Consider the following 18,193-nt stretch of genomic DNA (forward strand, 5'->3'; position numbering starts at 1 on the left):
GGCGAGGTGATCGGCGAGGTCACCTCCGGTGCCCCCTCCCCCACGCTGGGCAGGCCGATCGCGATGGCGTACGTCGACCCGGCGCACGCGGCGCCCGGCACCGAGGGCGTCGGTGTGGACATCCGCGGCAGCCACGAGCCCTACGAGGTCGTGGCGCTGCCGTTCTACAAGCGGGAGAAGTGACACCGTCGTAGGACGGCTCTCCGCGTCCCGTCCGTCTCGCCAGTCCCGTCCGTCCCGGCGTCTTTCACGCCGTCGCGCCCGTCGCGCGTGGAGTGGGCACGGCGTCCCCGCCCGCCCGCGCCGCCCGCAGTCCCTTCAGTCGTCCCCCGTCCCCCCGTACAGGAGAATTCAGGCCATGAGCAACCCCACGCAGCTGCGTTACAGCAAGGAGCACGAGTGGCTGACGGCCGCCGAGGACGGCGTGTCGACGGTCGGTATCACGGAGCACGCGGCCAACGCGCTCGGCGACGTGGTCTTCGTCCAGCTCCCCGAGGTCGGTGACACCGTGACCGCGGGCGAGACCTGCGGCGAACTGGAGTCGACCAAGTCGGTCAGCGACCTGTACTCGCCGGTCGGCGGTGAGATCACCGAGGTCAACGAGGACGTCGTGAACGACCCGTCGCTGGTGAACTCCGCCCCCTTCGAGGGCGGCTGGCTGTTCAAGGTGCGCGTCACCGACGAGCCCGCCGACCTGCTGACCGCCGCCGAGTACGAAGCCCACACCGCGGGCTGAGGAGTCGTATCCGCATGTCGCTACTGAACACGTCCCTGCACGAGTTCGACCCGGCGGTGGCCGCCGCGGTCGACGCCGAGCTGCACCGCCAGCAGTCCACTCTCGAGATGATCGCCTCGGAGAACTTCGCCCCGGTCGCGGTCATGGAGGCCCAGGGCTCGGTCCTCACCAACAAGTACGCCGAGGGCTACCCCGGCCGCCGCTACTACGGCGGCTGCGAGCACGTCGACGTGATCGAGCAGATCGCGATCGACCGGGTCAAGGAACTCTTCGGCGCCGAGCACGCCAACGTGCAGCCGCACTCGGGCGCGCAGGCCAACGCGGCCGCGATGTTCGCGCTGCTCAAGCCCGGTGACACGATCATGGGTCTGAACCTCGCGCACGGCGGGCACCTGACCCACGGCATGAAGATCAACTTCTCCGGCAAGCTCTACAACGTGGTCGCCTACCACGTCGGCGACGACGGCCAGGTCGACATGGCCGAGGTCGAGCGGCTGGCCAAGGAGAACAAGCCGAAGCTGATCGTGGCCGGCTGGTCGGCGTACCCGCGTCAGCTGGACTTCGCCGCGTTCCGCCGGATCGCGGACGAGGTCGGCGCGTACCTCATGGTCGACATGGCGCACTTCGCCGGTCTGGTGGCCGCGGGCCTGCACCCGAACCCGGTCCCGCACGCCCATGTCGTGACGACCACCACGCACAAGACCCTCGGCGGTCCGCGCGGCGGGGTGATCCTCTCCACGGCCGAGCTGGCCAAGAAGATCAACTCGGCGGTCTTCCCCGGTCAGCAGGGCGGTCCGCTGGAGCACGTGGTCGCCGCCAAGGCCGTCGCCTTCAAGGTGTGCGCCACCGAGGAGTTCAAGGAGCGCCAGCGCCGTACCCTGGAGGGCGCCCGCATCCTGGCCGAGCGCCTGGTCAAGGACGACGTCAGGGCCGTGGGCGTGGACGTGCTGTCCGGCGGCACGGACGTGCACCTGGTCCTGGTGGACCTGCGGAACTCGGAGCTGGACGGCCAGCAGGCCGAGGACCGTCTCCACGAGGTCGGCATCACCGTCAACCGCAACGCGATCCCGAACGACCCGCGCCCGCCGATGGTCACCTCGGGTCTGCGCATCGGCACGCCCGCACTGGCCACCCGCGGCTTCACGACCGAGGACTTCACCGAGGTCGCGGACGTGATCGCCGAGACGCTGAAGCCGTCCTACGACGTCGACGCGCTCCGGGCCCGGGTGACGGCACTCGCCGAGAAGCACCCGTTGTACGCCGGTCTGAAGTAATTTCGTACGCTTTTCTTGGTACGGACATCCGAGGCATCGCGCACACTGGCTCGGTGGGCGCGGTGCCCCGCACCATGAACCGCATAAACGATCCGCCTCTCCGGATCTTCCGATCTCCAGACCTTTCGATCTCCAGACCTTCCGATCTTCTGACCTTCCGATCTTCTGAACCACCCTTCCCGGTGGACAGCGCCGTCCGCCGAACCCTTAGGAGTCCCCCCCCGTGGCCATCTCGGTCTTCGATCTCTTCTCGATCGGCATCGGCCCGTCCAGCTCGCACACGGTCGGCCCGATGCGGGCGGCCCGGATGTTCGCCCTGCGGCTGCGCAACGAGGACCTGCTGGACTCCCTCGCCTCGGTGCGGGCGGAGCTGTACGGCTCCCTGGGCGCCACCGGCCACGGCCACGGCACGCCCAAGGCGGTGCTGCTGGGCCTGGAGGGCGACTCGCCGCGCACGGTGGACGTGGAGTCGGCCGACGAGCGGGTGGAGAAGATCAAGGACGGCGGCCGGCTCCGACTGCTCGGCGACCACGAGATCGCGTTCGCCTACGACGACGACATGGTGCTGCACCGCCGCAAGGCACTCCCCTACCACGCCAACGGCATGACGCTGTGGGCGTACGACGCGGCGGGCGCGGAGGTGCTGTCGAAGACGTACTACTCGGTGGGCGGCGGGTTCGTCGTCGACGAGGAGGCGGTGGGCGCGGACCGCATCAAGCTCGACGACACGGTCCTCAAGTACCCCTTCCGCACGGGCGACGAGCTGCTGCGCCTCGCCGAGGAGACCGGCCTGTCCATCTCCGCCCTGATGCTGGAGAACGAGCGCTCCTGGCGGACCGACGAGGAGATCCGCGAGGGCCTGCTGGAGATCTGGCGGGTGATGCGGGCGTGCGTGGACCGTGGCATGTCCCGCGAGGGCATCCTGCCGGGCGGCCTGAAGGTGCGCCGCCGCGCCGCGAACACCGCGCGCAAGCTGCGCTCGGAGGGCGACCCGCAGGCCCTGGCCATGGAGTGGATCACCCTCTACGCGATGGCCGTGAACGAGGAGAACGCGGCCGGCGGGCGAGTCGTCACGGCGCCGACGAACGGCGCGGCGGGGATCATCCCGGCCGTCCTGCACTACTACATGAACTTCGTCCCCGGCGCCGACGAGGAGGGCGTGGTCCGCTTCCTCCTGGCGGCCGGCGCGATCGGCATGCTCTTCAAGGAGAACGCCTCCATCTCCGGCGCCGAGGTCGGCTGCCAGGGCGAGGTCGGCTCGGCCTGCTCGATGGCGGCGGGCGCGCTGGCGGAGGTACTGGGCGGCAGCCCGGAGCAGGTGGAGAACGCCGCGGAGATCGGCATGGAGCACAATCTCGGCCTGACCTGCGACCCGGTCGGCGGTCTGGTCCAGATCCCGTGCATCGAGCGCAACGGCATGGCCGCGGTGAAGGCGGTCACGGCGGCCCGGATGGCGATGCGCGGCGACGGCTCGCACAAGGTGTCCCTGGACAAGGTCATCAAGACGATGAAGGAGACCGGCGCGGACATGTCGGTCAAGTACAAGGAGACGGCCCGGGGCGGGCTCGCGGTGAACATCATCGAGTGCTGACGGACCGGCTCCGGCCGGCCCGGTTCGGTCAGCGGTGTCCGGCCCGGCGCCTGCCGCCGACCGGTGCGCGGGTGAGGGGGAGCGTCAGCGGTGCTCCCCCTCCGAGAGGGCGAGAATCTCCCGGAACCGGGCCACGAGGCGCGCGACCGTCCGGGGGTCCGTCCCCTCCGCCGCCAGGAGGACGGCGAGCCGGCGCACCGCGTCGCGGTACGCCTCCCCCGCGTACCGCCAGTCCGCGAGCGCGGAGTCCGCGTCGCCCGGCCAGAGCAGTCCGAGGGCCGTCTCCCACACCCGGGCGGCGTCCGTGTTCGTGGTCGTGCTCGCGAAGTCCGCGAAGGCCGACCGCCAGATCCGGCGCGACACCGTGGCCGCGACGGTGTCGAGGGCGTCCGGCCACGGGCCGGGGCGGGCCAGCAGCAGCCGCACCTGGTCGAGCGGTGCCAGCCCGCTGCCCCGCACACCTCCGCCGAGTTGCGCCTCGACATCCATGCCGGGAGTGATCCCGATGCCCGCGGCCCTCAGTTCGTCCAGGGTGACGGTGCCGGCGCCGGTGAACCCCGGCGGGTTGCCGGGCAGGTCGTCCTCGGTCACCCGGCCGGCGATCCACCGCCGCCGGGTCTCCTCGGACGGCGGCGCCTGGAGGGGGAGGTCGTCGGCCGCGACCCGCGGGCCGGACGGCACGGTCCGGTCGGCCGGGTCCGCACGTTGCCGGTCCGGATCGGCGATGTCCGGGTGCCGGTGCTCGAAGGTGTCTCGGGGCCCGGGCAGGGACTGGGGAGGCTCCGGGACGGGTCCGTCGTCCGGCACCGGCGCCCTCTCGGCCTCGTCGCCGAGGGCGGGGGCGGGATCGGGGTCGGGGTCGGGGTCGGGGTCGGGGTCTCGGACAGTGCCCGACAGCAGCCCCGGACCGGTCGGCCGCGGACCCTTGTCCGTCCGGGCCGAGGTGCCGGTGGAGGCCGGTGGCGCGGTGGGGCCGGTGAGGGCGGACCGCGAGGGCGGGGGTTCCACCGGTGGGGCCGGGGCAGGCGCCGTGCGCGTCGGGGCCGGGGCGGGGGCCGCGGTCTTCACCTGGTCGGTGCGGACGACGACGCCCAGTCGGTCGCTGAACAGGGCCGCCACGTTGGTCAGCCAGTCGGCCGCCTCCGCCGCGTCCAGACCCGGGCGGACCGACTCGCTCATGTAGCGGCCCGACTTGTCGTTCACCACCCAGGAACGCAGCTTCCCGCTCCAGCGGAACTCGCCGGACACCCGGCTGCGGCCCTCCAGCGTCCGGCCGGCCGTCGCCCCGCCGTCGTCGAAACGGGCGGCGATGCCGGTGTGCCCCAGCCCGTCCAGCGTCTCGCGCAGCGACTCCGCCGTCAGGCCGGGGTCCTTCTCCCGCATCCCCGCCAGCAGCGCGTCGAACTGCTCCGGCGTGACGATCCCGCTCAGGTCCTCCGTACCGAGGATCACCCGTCCGTCATCGGTGACCGTGTACAGCCACACCGCGTCCCGGTTCCCGGTGACCAGAAGATCCGGGTCGGCCTCGTCCAGCGGCATCCACAGGGGGTTCAGCCGTACGTCGCCCTCCCGGTCGCGTTCCTCGTCCTTGATCCGTTTCGGGAGAACCGCGTCGCCGAACCGGTCGCGGGGTCCGGCGTCGCTGCCGTCGTAGTGGTTGACGCCGTTGTAGTAGACCTCCGTCTGCCGCGTGGCGTCGTCGGGCCCCGCGCCGCTGACCCGCCGGGCGCCTGACGGGCCCTGCCGCACCACGTCGACCCGGAGGCCGAACGCGTGCGCGGCCAGGGGCAGGAACGCCTCCCCGGCCGAGGTCCCCCAGTCCCGCTCCCAGTTGACGACGGCTTCCAGGAGCGCGGCCAGTTCCGTGTCGTCCAGCGGCGCGGTGCTCTGCGTGTAGGCGGTGCGGAGCAGGCGGCGCACCGCGCGGTCGTCGAGGCCGTCGGGCGCCGGCAGCAGACCGTACTGCCCGAGGTACTCGAACATGCCGCGCGGGCTCAGGTCGTCGGCCTCGGCCTCCAGGACGGCCCGGGCGTCCCGCGGTGAGACACCCGGGCCGACGGGCCGCGACGCCATGCGGGCGTCGACGTACCGCCTCAGCAGTTCGGTGGGTTCGAGGGCCTCGGGTACGGGGACGCTCCGGACGCCGTGGTGGGAGAGGAGGGCCAGCATCGCGCTCCGGTCCATGTCCCGGACCCGTGCGGCGAACGCGTCGGCAACCGTCTGCCGGAACTGGCCGACGACCTGCGCAGGCAGTCGGCCCCGGCTGCGGCTCACGTAGTCCTCCATGAGGGACCGCATGGCCCGGAGCACGGCTCGCGACGGGCCCGCCGTGGTACCGGCCGTCGCCTGACGGGTCAGGTCGCCACGGACCGCGTCGGGGTCAGTGAGCCAGTCGTACGCGGCGCGGTCGGTGACCGCGAGGCCGGGCAGACGGCTGCGGATGTGTACGGGGTCGCCGGCCATGAAGGAGAACAGAAGGCACTCACCCGTGCCGGGCACCGGCACCCGGCGGCCCCTCGCCGGTCCGCTGCCGCCGTCCGACGCGGCATCCGTCTCGCCGCCCGGTTGAGACACGTTCGGCTTCGGAGCAGGCGGTTTCCACCCCGGGTCCGGCATCGGAGCCGGAGGTTTGGGCTCCGGCTCCGACTTCGGCTTCGGCTTCGGCTTCGGCTTCGGCTTCGGCTTCGGCTTCGGCTTCGGAGCAGGAAGCTTGAGCTCGGGGTCCGACTTGGGGGCAGGCGACTTGAGCCCCGGGCCCGGCTCCGGCTCCGGCTCCGGCTTCGGAGCAGGAAGCTTGAGCTCGGGGTCCGACTTGGGGGCAGGCGACTTGAGCCCCGGGCCCGGCTCCGGCTCCGGCTTCGGCTCCGGCTCCGGCTCCGGGGCAGAGGGCTTCAGCTCCGGCTCCGGCTCCGGCTCCGGGGCAGAGGGCTTCAGCTCCGGCTCCGGCTCCGGCTCCGGGTCCGGCTTCGGGTTCGGGTTCGGGTTCGGCTCCGGCTCCGGCTTCGGGTTCGGGTTCGGCTCCGGCTCCGGCTTCGGGTTCGGGTTCGGGTTCGGCATCGGAGCAGAGGGCTTCAGCTCCGGGTTCGGCTTCGGAGCAGGAGATGCGGGCTCCGGATCCGGCCTCGGATCGCGGGACTTGAGCGACGGATTCGGCTTCGCAGCCGGGGACTTGAACCCCGGGTCCAGCTCTGGAGCAGAGGGCCTCAGCCCCGGATCCAGCACCTGAGCGCTGGGCTTGATCCCCGGGTCCGGCACCGGAGCAGAAGGCTTGCGCCCCGGATCCGGCTTCGGAGAAGGGGACTTGAACCCCGGGTCCGGCACCGGAGCAGAAGGCTTCAGTGCCGGGTCCGGCTTCGGGGCAAGAGGCTTGAGGCCGGGATCCGGCTTCGGGGCAGGAGGGTTGGGCTCCGCGGCCGGCTTCGGGGCAGGGGTGGTCGGCAGGGCCGGCTGGTAATGGCGGTCGTCGAGGCTCAGTACCACGTGGGCACCGGAGTGTGCGGAGGGTCCGGCGAGTCCCCGGAGGGTGTCCGTCGGGTCCTGGGGAGCGAAGTCCTGGAAGCCGCCGTCGCTCCTCACCACCGTGACGCGGACGCCGAAGGTCCGGGCGGCGAGCAGCGGGAGCAGGTCCGCCGCGCCGTGGTTCCAGCCGGCCTCCGACGGGGCGTCACCCGGTCGCAGGAGCTGGGTGACCGCCAGTTCGGCCCGTGTCCCGGGGGGCAGATCGGCGATGTGCGGGATCAGGCCGCCGAGGCCGTCGAACTCGCGGCGTGCGGGTGTGTCGGTGCCGAGGTCCAGGCCCGCCGCGGCGATCTCCTCCGCGCCGAAGGCGTCGGTGTGGTCGGGGGCGACGGCGGCCAGCAGGTCCTCGTCGGCGTGGTCGGTGAGCCAGGTGGCCATCCTCCGGCGCAGGTCGGACGTCGCCCGTGGACCGGCGGGGTCGATGCCCTGCGCGGCCAGCAGCCCCGGGGCGGCGCGTTCGAGGCCCTGGGCGAGCGCGTGGAAGAAGGCGTCCCCGTCCCTCGGCACGTCCTGGAGCGTGTACATCTCGTTCGTGGGTGACGTGAGGACGGTGTCCGGTGCCGTACCGGTCCTGGTGTAGCGGGGCGGGGCCGGGCGCTCGGCCACGGGCTTCCCGGGCGGGGCCTGGTACGTCACCGCGGGCGGCTCGGCGAGGCCGTCCAGCTCCTCACGGCCCTCCGCGGTGGCCGCGAGCCGGTGCCAGCGGGTGAGCTGGTCCGCCCCGGCCCGTACCCGGTGGTATTCCGCCGCGGCCTTCTCCGCCGTGTCCCTGAGCGCGTCCAGCTCGGCGTGCCGGGTGTCGAAGGCCCGGCGGGCCGTGTCCCGGCGGGCGGTGGCCTCGTCGAGCGCCCGGCCGGGCGCTCTCGCGGACAGCAAGGCCGCGTCGAGCCGCCCGTCGGCCAGCGCCTTCTCGGTGCGCGCGGTCTCCAGCCGCAGATCGGCCGCCTTCCGCAGTTCCCCCGCGGCCTCCTGCGCGGCGGCCAGGCGGGCCAGAGCGGCGTCCTGCTCGTCCCGCAGGAGATCCGCCCAGCCGTCGTGCTCGGGTTGGGCGTACTCGTCGTCGGCGAAGGCGTCGACCTCGGTCTGCGCGGCGGCCACGTCCGCGTCCGCGATGCCGTGGTCCCGGCGGGCGTCGGCCTCGGCCTGTGCCAGGGCCCTGTCCGCGTCCTCGACACCCGTGCGGGCGAGGTCGACCGGGCGGGCCACCGCGTCGGCGATCCTGGTGGCCTCGTCGAGGGAGGTCTGCGCGGCGTCGAGATCCGCGCGCAGCCGGCCGGAGGCCCGCCGCTTCTTCCAGTAGGCCTTGTCCGCGGCGACCCACGCCTTGCTCGCGCTCTCGACCGCGTCCCACGCCTTCCCGACGCGCTCGGGGAAGTTCGCGTCGGTGACGATCCGCAGCTCCCGGGCGACGTCCTCCCGGATCCAGGTGACGACGTACGCCTCGGACTCCATCGCCTGCGGACCCGACCGGGCCTTGGCGAACGTGCCGCCCCGGATCCGGTTCGCGAGCCTGGAGTCCACGATGCCGCGGTGCACGTCGCCGACGCCGATCCAGGTGGCCGGGACGGCGAACAGGAAGGACCGGCCCGTCTTGGGCTTGAGGTTGCGCGAGGTCAGGTGGTCGTCGCCGACCGGCATGCTGTCGCCGTCGAGGTCGCCCGGGCCAGGGCCGAAGACGCCGATCTGGTTGAGTCCGGCGTTGTTCGGGGAGTCGTACAGGAAGGCGCCGCCGAAGCCCGAGGACTGGCTGTGCTCGACGGACGACGACGTGCCGGCGTTCTCCCCGTACCGTCTGAGCACCTCCAGTTTCTTGCCGTCGGCGACCGTCAGCAGCAGTGCGCGGCTGAAGTCGGGCGCCGAGCGCAGCGTCAGCTGCCCGGTGTCGGTGCCCACGAGGGACTTCTCGGTCAGCCCCGCCACCTGGTAGCCGTCCGGTTCGGTGGTGCGGGGGAAGAACGCCGTGACCGCCGTGGAGCTGGTGCCGTCCTCCAGTGCCTGGGCCGAGCCGGTGCCGAGGCGGGTCAGGCCGGTCTCCCTGGTCCTGCGCAGGAGTTCGGTGAGGACGGTGGCGTCGGGACCGCCCTCGGCCTCCAGCGCCCGGAGGGAGAAGCCGGCGTCGTACGCCTTCGTGAGGAGGAGGTCGCCGGCCATGCGGATGTTCTCGATGCCGATGATCCCGCGGGGGTGCATGCCGTTCTCGGGGAAGGTGAACGACCGGGTGGCGCCGGCTCCGTCCCGGACCGTCAGTTTCCCCTCCACCGCGGAGAGGGGCACCGGACGGGGCGGACCGGCCAGGGCGGGGTCGGCCGCCGGGTCGGGCGCGGGCAGCAGCCGGCCGGCCCCGGAGGTGCCGGTCCCGTCCGCCGCCGTCGGTGACGGCGCCGGCTCCATCAGGCTGAGCGGCACGTGCTCGCGCAGCTCGCCGACGTCGTCCTCCTCGACGATGCTCAGCCGGCCCCGGAAGCGGTCGAGGGCCGTGGACTTCGCCTCCTCCAGATCCGGGTCGGCCGGCGCGCCGGTGTTGGGGGTGTCGTCGGCCTCCAGGGTGATGCGCATCCGGTACGGGGTGACGACCTCCGCGTGCGGTTCGGTGGACGCCGCCCGGTAGATGGTGACGGTGGTGGCCGTGTGGCTCGACGCGACCGTCTTCCGGTTCGAGCCGCTCTCGGTGTACGTGGGTCCGGAGGCCGGGACATGGGGGTCGCCGGTGTACACCATCTGGCCGGTCAGGAAGCCCAGGTCGGCCCCGGCCGAGGACTCCGAGCTGTGCTGGGCGGTCTCGATCGCCCGCCGGTTCTCCTCCAGTTCCGCACTGTGGTCGAGTCCGTCGAACACAGGTGTCCCGGGGATCAGTTCGACGCGTGCCCGCACCCGCCGGCTGCCGATCCGGATGCTGTCCCAGCCCCAGCCGCCGGCCTTGACCAGCGTCGACGGACCGGTGGTCGTCATCTCCCCCTTGAGCGCCCGTGTGGCACGGCCCGTCACCAGCTGCCGGATCCGCTCCCGGCTCTCGTCGTCGAGCCCCAGTTTCCCGATCCGCCTGTCGAACGCGAGCAGCACGTCGGTGGGGTCGAGCGCGTTCACCGCGTACGTGCCGAAGGCGGCGCCGCGCATCCAGGGCTGCGGTGTCCAGGCCTGACCGGTGTAGCGGGGGACGTCGCCCATGCCGTCGTCGATCAGCCCCATCCGGTGGGCGCTCTTCTCCGGCAGGTGCCCCAGCAGGCCGCCCGGGGTGGTCAGTGCCGTCCCCGCCGCTCCGGCCAGGGAGCTCGGTACGAGGGTGCTGCCCGCCGCGGTCGTTCCGATGCTGCCCGTGCCCAGCCGGCTGGAGAGCAGCGCGAACCAGTGCTGCACGTCGCCGGCCACGAGCACCTGGTGGGTGAAGCCCTTGCGGTTCATGTCCGCGACGACCGTGCGGACGACGCCGAGACTGTGCGCGCCGGTCCTGGAGAGGGGGTTGGCGACGATTCCGTACGCGCCCATGAGGCCGTGTCCCGGATTCTGGGCGACGGAGTAGACCAGCTGGCCGCCGAAGACGAAGCTGGTGCTGGTGCTGGTCTTGCCGGCCGCCTGGCGGGTGCCGCCGAGCGTCATCTCGGTGTCCATGGACATCGGCGGGGTGAGGGCGCGCAGGTTCCCGACCGTCGTGGTGTACCGGAAGGTTCCCCACAGCTCGCCGTACGGCCCCTTGCCCAGCAGGCCGCTGCCCACCAGGCCCAGCGGTCCCGAGCTCTGGTCGAAGCTCGACGCCAGGTACTGGGGGGTGAAGGTGCGGACGACGGCGTCCCGGGTGGGGGCGCCCTCCTTCACCAGTTGCCAGGCGCTGCCCGACGCCGCCTCGAGGACCCGGCTCACCTCCGCGAGCAGCGTGGGTGACAGCACCATGTTCACGATGACGAAGGGGTGCTGCCCGAACTCCTTGAACTGCCGTGTCCCGCGGTCGGCCAGCCGTCCGGCGGGCCGGCTCGCGTCGGGGCCGGCGGGCAGCACGAGGTCGCCCTTCGCCAGTGCGAGGGCCCGCCCGGTGGTCATGGGGGCGGGTGCGGGCTCGTCGGACAGGTAGGGGTTGAGCGCCCCGTCCGCGTACGGGTCCACGTCGGGGGTGTGCTGGACGGGGACGCCGATGAGCACCTGTCCGGTCATCGGGCCGCCGCCCCGCAGGTGGCCCAGCGGCGTCCGGCCGAAGAGCACGTTGACCGGCTCGTCCAGGACCAGCAGTCCCGGCAGCCCGAGGCCGAGGCCGCGGATCAGGCCGCGGGGCCGCCAGTAGCCGCCCATGGTCGCGGTGAGGGAGAGGTCGTAGCGGTACAGGTGGGTGGGCTGGTTGCTCACCGACATCGGTTCGTTGGTGACCGTCGAGCCGAAGGTGGTCTCCGCCTCCCACTGCCATCCCTTGCGCACTCCCAGGGTCAGCCCGAGCGTGTTGCGGGGCAGGCCCGCCAGCTCGTCGACGTTGTTGTCACGGCCCGAGAACGTGCCCTCGAGGCCCAGGTCCACGCCCCGTTTCCCGCTCGTCTGGCCGTCGATCCGGTCGACGCCCTGGGCGCTGAAGCGCATTCCCTCGTCGACGTCCTTGCCCTCGTAACGGCGCCGGGTCAGCGTCCCGTGCACCCGGAGGGTGTAGTAGATCGTCCCGACGGAGTCGGGGTCCGTGAGTCTGATCGGCAGGCCGACCGTGGTCAGCGCCTCCAGGTTCGCGGTGACGTTCTGCTGCGACAGCACGCCGAGGACCTGCAGGGTGTTCTGGAGCGCGATCCGGTACCTGACGGGATCGGTCCACCGGGACGGCATGGGCAGGCTCCGGGCCGCCCGGAGCGCCTGCTCGGGCTCGCGCCCCAGCAGGTCGTCGAAGCGGGTGCGCCAGCCCTTCGGCAGGTTCGGCGGCAGCAGCTGGTCGAGGGGCACCACCAGCGTTCGGTTCAGATGCGAGACGGCCTCCACCACACCGTCGGCGAACGCGTCCAGCAGGGTGCGGCCGACGCCGTCCGCCGTGTCCGGGGTGACACGGGTGCGCAGGCCGTCGTCGAAGGTGAACTCCTTCACCCGGTGCATGCCCAGGGTGCGCGGCCGGTCCACGGTCAGATAGGACGGCACGAACGGCGGGGTCACGCCGTTGCGCAGGGCGAGTGTGGTCCCGTCGTCCCATCCGGCCAGCCGCCGTGCCTCGGAGCTGGTCATCCGGTCCAGGCTCCAGGTGAGGAAGCGCGTCGGCGGCGCGTGGTCACCGGCCCGCCGCACCCGCACCGACTTCACGACCAGGTAGAGGGCGGTCCTGGGGCCCTTGACCTGTCCGGCCGACTTGAGGGTGCCGGCCGCGCCGAGCCCGGCCGACCAGGTCTTCGCGAACGAAGCCTGGAAGGTCGGCCCGAACTGGAGCCGCAGGTCGGCGGGGAGCGTGCCGGGGTCGTGGAAGTTGAAGGCGGGTCCGGCGACGGCCTGCAGCAGCAGGCTCCTGCCGTCGGCCCGGCTCCGCTCGCTGCGGACCGTCGAGGTGTTGATGTCCCGCATCTCGGCCTGGTCGGTCTCGCCGACGAGCACCGCCGCCTGCGGAATCAGTTCCTCCACCACGAAGACGCCCAGTGGTGACTTCTTCTTGTCGTCGGCGAACAGCGGCGGGGTGGTGATGCGGCCGCGCGCCATCGTGCCGCCGTGCCGCTGGAAGCTGTCGCCCGAGAAGAAGATGTCCAGCTCGGTGTAGGCGGAGCTGCCGGGGAGGGCTCCGATCTGCCCGGCCGCCCAGTCGCGGATCGCCGCGACGGGGCCGAACCCCTCGATGCGGACGAGGCGATACTGGGAGTTGCGGTCCAGGTCGATGGAGCGGGGGATCCGGCCCGGCTCCGGGATCTTCGTGACGCTGTCGGGCAGGCGGACCAGGAGGCCCTTGCGCACGCTGAAGGAGAACCGGGCGGGAACGGCCCGGTCGGCCTTGGGATCGGGGGCGGTGCCGGGCTCGGGTTCGATGCCCGTGACGACCCGTCCGGCGGGGTCGGTGACGCGGATCTCGTAGTGGATGTCGTCCAGGAACGCCCGCGACTTGTCCAGCGTCCGGGTCTCCATCTGGTTCATGCGCTGGTCGGTCAGGGTGTAGCCGACCTTGTTGATGAAGCCGAACCGCAGGGCGAGCCGGCCGAAGCCGCCGAACGCCGCGGTGCCCGCCGGGCCGATCGGCCCGCCGAGGCCGTACAGGGAGTTGGCCTGCATGTTCTTGGTCAGCCCGAAGGTCGCGGCCGCCCGGTGCATGCTGTCGATCTTCGTCGAGTCACCGATGCCGTCGTCGAACGGGGCCCAGTTGCCGTGGTGACGCGCTCGGACCCACAGGACGCGCACCTTTCCGTCCGCGTTGGCGTACGGGAACGGGCGCCCCTCGCCGTCCGCCAGCGTCTTCGGCTTGTCCAGGAGCGTCTGCCGGACGTCGGCCAGCAGCCGTGCGCCGTCCGCGGGCCGGGCGTCCGGCCGGCTCCCCAGTGCGCGGTCGATGGCGTCCAGGGCCTGTTCGGAGCCGCGCAGGACGACCGTGCTCTGACCGAACGTGCCGGGATTGGTGAGGAGTTGTTCGATCTCGGTGGCGGTCAGACGGGACGGCAGCAGCGACTGGAGGTCGTCGACGTACGCGGGCATCTGCCTGCCGTCCGCGAACCGGGCCGGGGTGCGGCGCCTCGGCGGGGGCGCCATGGCGGGGTCGAGGCGCGGGGCGTCCGGGGGCGGCGGGTCCGGTTCGGCGGTCGGCGTGACGAAGGCCGTCGTCGGGTCCGGCTCCGGGGGCGGAGGCGGGCCGGGAGGGGTGAGGGTTTCGCCCCCGGCCGTGACCGTGGTGGGTGACAGGTGGGCGTCCGCCGGGACCGCGGAGGCCGGCCGGACGTTCGACCAGTCGTCGGCCTGCTGACGCCGGCCGTCCGCCATGGGAAGCAGGGAGAGGACGTGCGGCTCCGACGGATCGCTCTGTGCGAGCAGCCCCACGGGCCCCGGTGAGATCCACACACCGCGGGCGGTCCCGGCGCCGGCGAGGGCTCGCCGGTCGGTGACCTGCGGGTCCGTCGGGGCCGGAGCCGGGGTCGTGGAGGCGAGGACGATGTCGGCCGTGCGCGGGAAGTCGTTCAGCGCCGGGTCCACCGCGAGCAGTTCGGCGATCTCCTCGTAGGGGACCTCGGCGCGGAATCCGCCGGGCAGCTCCATCGTCAGGTGGTCCGGCCCGGCCTCGCCCCGCACCAGGAACGGGGCGGGCCTGGTGGTGTCGGTGGTCCACGGCATCTTCGCCCGGCGCAGCGGACGGTGACCGCCGTCCGGTGTCGCCGCCATGACGAGGGCGGTGCCGACGTCCACCGCCGCACTCGGTGAACCCTGCACCCAGCCGCGGCCGGCCGGGGCACCCGATTCGTCGAACAGCAGGGTGTCCGGCGCGAGGGCGCCCAGGGTCTCCAGGTGGAAAGCGCCCAGCACGGTCGGGTCGTCCACATCGACGCCGACGGCCGCCGCGCGCGCCACCAGGTCCAGGAGGCCGGGCAGCCGGGACGGGTCCGGCCGGTCCAGGTGCAGCACCCTGCCGATGAGGGCGCCCGGGTCGGGGGTCCTGTTCTCCCACTCCAGGGTCTTCACGGTCGCCCAGAAGAACCGGGCCCGCTCGGGCGCCCCGACGACCGCCCGGTCCGGGTCCAGCCCCAGGAGCTGGGCGGCCTCGGCGTTCGCTTCCTCGTCCGTGAGACCGTCCAGCCCTTCGGCCACGGTGGTCACGTGCGGCAGGGTCACGAAGTCGGTGAGCACGGCGCCGGGGTTCAGGCGCACGGCGTCGGCGGCCCTGGCCAGCAGGTCCCGGTAGGTGTCGGGTACCAGCTCGGCGTCCGGGTCGCCGTGTTCCGTCGCGCGGATCTCACGGGCCGCACGCTCGAACAGGTCCAGGCCGAACGGCACGGTGTCGCGCAGCACCGGGTCGGCGGCACGCATGGACTCCAGCGCGCCGATCCCCGCGAGGAGTTCGCCGTAGCGGCTGTCGTCCTCGACCGCCGCCCCGAAGGTCAGCCGCAGCGCACGCACCAGCCGCAGCGTCCGTTCCCGGGTCTCCTCCGAGGCCGGTCCCACCGGGTCGGTGTGCAGGCCGGCGCCGCGGGCACGGTCGTCGAGCGCGGCGTCGCCGGGTTCCGGCCGGTGCTCCACCCACGTGCCGCGCCGGCCGCGCGAATCCATGAGGATGTAGTGGGCGACCCGGCCGTCCTTCTCGTACGTGAAGCCGATCTCCTGGGTGGCGCCGTAGACGGTCCGGCCGGTCTCGTTGGCCACGTGCTGGCTCTGGCCGACGTCGGCCAGCGGGTCGGGGACGAAGGTGTCCGTGACCAGTTTGCGCTTGCGGGTGAGGCTCCGCGGTGTCGCGGCGAAGCAGTCCTGCATCACGATGGCGTGGTCCTTGGGCAGCCGCGCCAGGCTCGGGCGGCGCCTGAGCATGCCGCCCGTCGCCCGGTCCCGCTTCCGGTGGCGGGGGTTGGACCGGGTCGGCAGCGCCGTCTCGCCCGGCCCGCCGTGCGCGGCGAAGACGTACACCGGCTTGCCGGCGAACGGGACCGGATTGTCGTCCTTGACCCACGTCCCGTCCTGCCGGTTGACGTGGTGGAGCTCGGTCGCCGTCGTCGAGTGCCGGATGCCCGGCAGCAGTCGCACGCGTTCACCGTCCTCGAACACGGCCCTGCCGATCGGCCCCCGGTCGGTGACGATGGTGTGGGACTGCAGGTCCTGTTCCCAGAAGGGGGCGTGGGCGGACTCGGCGGGGTCGGGCAGCAGGCCGGGAGAGCTGCGGATCCAGTCGGTGCGGTCACTGCCCCGGCCGCTCCGCGGCGACACCACGTACGGGTGGGAGGCGTTCTTGTCCGGGCCTTCGGCGATGTCCACGTCCCCGTTGGCCGACCAGACGTCCCTGCCGATCCGGTCCGCCGCCCGTCGCGGCAGCTCCAAGCCGCCTCCGCCGGCGTCGGAGACGAGCAGCAGTACCGGCACATCCGCCGGGAGTCCGCTCAACTCCGTGTCGAGGGCGAGCAGTTCGGCGAAAGCGTCGAGGGGCACCGAGCGCGGGGCGCCGTCGTGACCGCGTACGACGACCTGGTCACGGTCGCCGTCCGCCCGCACGACGTAGGGTTCCGGGCCACCGAACCGGTGCCAGGGCGCGCGCTCCACCTCGTCGCGTGGCAGGGTGCCGTCGGTCCGGGGTCCCGTCCTTCCCGTAACGGTGAGGTCCAGGTCGTCGGTCCCGCCCCTGCCCCGCGTCCAGTCGCGGCCGCGGGGGCGCCCGTCGAGGCAGCTGGTCATGGCGTGGGTGGGTGACAGCACGCCCTGGCGGTGGAGGTGGAGCGCGGCGAGGGCGGCCAGGCTGCCCGCCGGCTCCGCCTCCCGTGCGGTGGCCAGCCCCAGCAGCCGGCTGCGCTGCGTGTCGGTCACCGGGTCGGCGGGGTCCAGGAGCAGCACCCGGCGGGCCACGGCGTCCAGGTCGAGCGGGCCGAAGTCCAGCAGGGGGTCGGTCCGGCGGAGCCGGTCGAGACGCGCGAGCCCGGCGCGGATGTCCGGGTACAGAGGGCTCGACGTGACGTCGGGGCCGTAGATGTCCGCCAGCAGTTCCCGGTGCCGGAGCTCCTCCGGTGTCGGCTCCTCCGCCCGGTCCCCGGTCGCCTCGTCGTCCCGGTGGTCCGACAACGGAGTGCCGAAGCCGTCCGGCACGCCGTCCAGCACGCCGTCCAGCACGCCGTCCAGGCTCGGCAACGGCGTGTCGAGACCCCCGACCGGTCCGGGATCGAGAAGAGCGGCGAGAGCGGCGGGCGGCTCGGGCGGGGCCTCGGTCCCGTGACGGTCGGCGAAGGTGACGTCGTCCACTCCGGCGTCGCCGGTGCCGGGCGCGGTGAGGTCGCCGGGCCGGACGGCCGCCCAGTCGGCCGCCGCGGGACGCCCCGGCCCGCTGGGCAGGAGGGAAGGGACGTACGGCCGTGACGGCCCGGTCGGGGCCAGGCTCACACTGCCCTGCGAGGCCCATACGGTACGGCCGGTCCCGGCGCTGACGACGGCCCGCGGATCGGTGTCCGGGGTGCCGCCGCCGGCCGGTGCGGCGGATGCCGCCGGGGCCGTGGAGGCCGCCTTCGGGACGGCCAGGACGATGTCCGTGGTGTCCTGCGGGCGGGTGTTGAGCACCGGGTCGCGGGCCAGCAGCTCGGCGACCTCGTCGTAGGGGACCCGGGCACGGAAGCCGCCGGGCAGGGTCATGAGGAGGTGGTCCCGGCCGCCGCCCGCCCACACCAGGTAGGCCGGTGGTCCGCCGGGGGCGCTCCACGGCGGGCGTTCCTGGCCCACGGCCCGGTAGCCGCCGCCCTGTCGTGGGGCGGCGACGACGACACGGTCGGTGAGCGTGGTCGTGGCCGCGTCCGGCGGGGCCGGGGACCAGCGTCGCCCGGTCGGCACGCCGCCCGGGTCGAGCAACCGGGTCCGGGGCGCCAGGGCGCCGAGCGTCTCCAGGTGGAAGGCGCCCAGCTCGGTCAGGTTGTCCACGGCTACGCCGGCGGCCGCCGCCCGGGCGACCAGGTCGAGCAGTTCGGGCCGCCGGGCCGGATCGGGCCGGTCCAGGTGCAGGACCCTGCCGGTGAGGGCGTCCGGGTCGGCCGTCAAGTTCTCCCACTCCAGGGCTTTGACGGTCGCCCAGAACAGCCGGGCACGCTCGGGCTCCCCCACGGCCGCCGGGCCGTCGTCGAGGCGCAGGACGCGGGCGGCCTCGGCGTCCAGGCCCTGGCCCGTCAGGCCGCCCAGCCGCTGCGCGGCGGCGGTGACGTGGGGCAGGGTGACGAAGTCGGAGAGAACGGTGCCCGGCCGCCCGCGTACGGCGTCGGCGGCATCGGTGAGCAGGTCCCGGTAGGCGTCGGGGCCGGTGTCGCCCGGCCGGCGGGCGTGGGCCGCGCGCTCGAACAGGTCCATGGAGAACGGGCCGGGACCGCGCAGGGCCGGGTCGGCCGCCCGCATGGTCTCCAGGGCGCCGATCCCGGCGAGAAGATCGCCGTACCGGCTGTCGTCCTCGATCGCCGCGCCGAAGGCCAGGCGCAGCGCGCGGACCAGCCG

Annotated in this window: 5 protein-coding genes; 4 read left to right on the plus strand and 1 reads right to left on the minus strand. The window is 73.4% G+C overall.

The annotated features are described in order from the left end of the window. From B9S61_RS21020 to B9S61_RS21035, 4 genes are all read left to right on the plus strand, one after another. A partial coding sequence (locus tag B9S61_RS21020) for a glycine cleavage T C-terminal barrel domain-containing protein (protein WP_308457781.1) occupies window positions 1-183 on the plus strand: 183 nt, incomplete at its 5' end. A 175-nt stretch (window positions 184-358) separates the two neighbouring features. Beyond that, on the plus strand, window positions 359-736 hold the full coding sequence (gcvH, locus tag B9S61_RS21025) for a glycine cleavage system protein GcvH (RefSeq protein WP_103543647.1): 378 nt from the start codon (window positions 359-361) through the stop codon (window positions 734-736). Window positions 737-750: 14 nt separating this feature from the next. After that, the gene (gene glyA / locus B9S61_RS21030; protein WP_103543648.1) at window positions 751-2,010 is read left to right on the plus strand and encodes a serine hydroxymethyltransferase; all 1,260 of its coding nucleotides are present in this window, start codon (window positions 751-753) and stop codon (window positions 2,008-2,010) included. A gap of 223 nt (window positions 2,011-2,233) precedes the next feature. Further along, a complete protein-coding gene (locus B9S61_RS21035; protein WP_103543649.1) occupies window positions 2,234-3,601 on the plus strand; it encodes an L-serine ammonia-lyase in 1,368 nt (455 codons plus the stop codon). Window positions 3,602-3,685: 84 nt separating this feature from the next. On the opposite strand, the gene B9S61_RS21040 is transcribed toward B9S61_RS21035, so the two are convergent. After that, window positions 3,686-18,190, minus strand: a complete 14,505-nt coding sequence (locus B9S61_RS21040) for a lonely Cys domain-containing protein (protein ID WP_308457782.1) — start codon at window positions 18,188-18,190, stop codon at window positions 3,686-3,688. Window positions 18,191-18,193: the final 3 nt, after the last annotated feature.

It is taken from the genome of Streptomyces sp. SM1 (assembly GCF_002910825.1).
GTDB lineage: Bacteria > Actinomycetota > Actinomycetes > Streptomycetales > Streptomycetaceae > Streptomyces > Streptomyces okerensis.

What these genes read in the sequence shown, in the direction of transcription:
- glyA (WP_103543648.1), top strand. Translation starts at nt 751, where the DNA reads ATGTCGCTACTGAACACGTCCCTGCACGAGTTCGACCCGGCGGTGGCC.
- gcvH (WP_103543647.1), top strand. Translation starts at nt 359, where the DNA reads ATGAGCAACCCCACGCAGCTGCGTTACAGCAAGGAGCACGAGTGGCTG.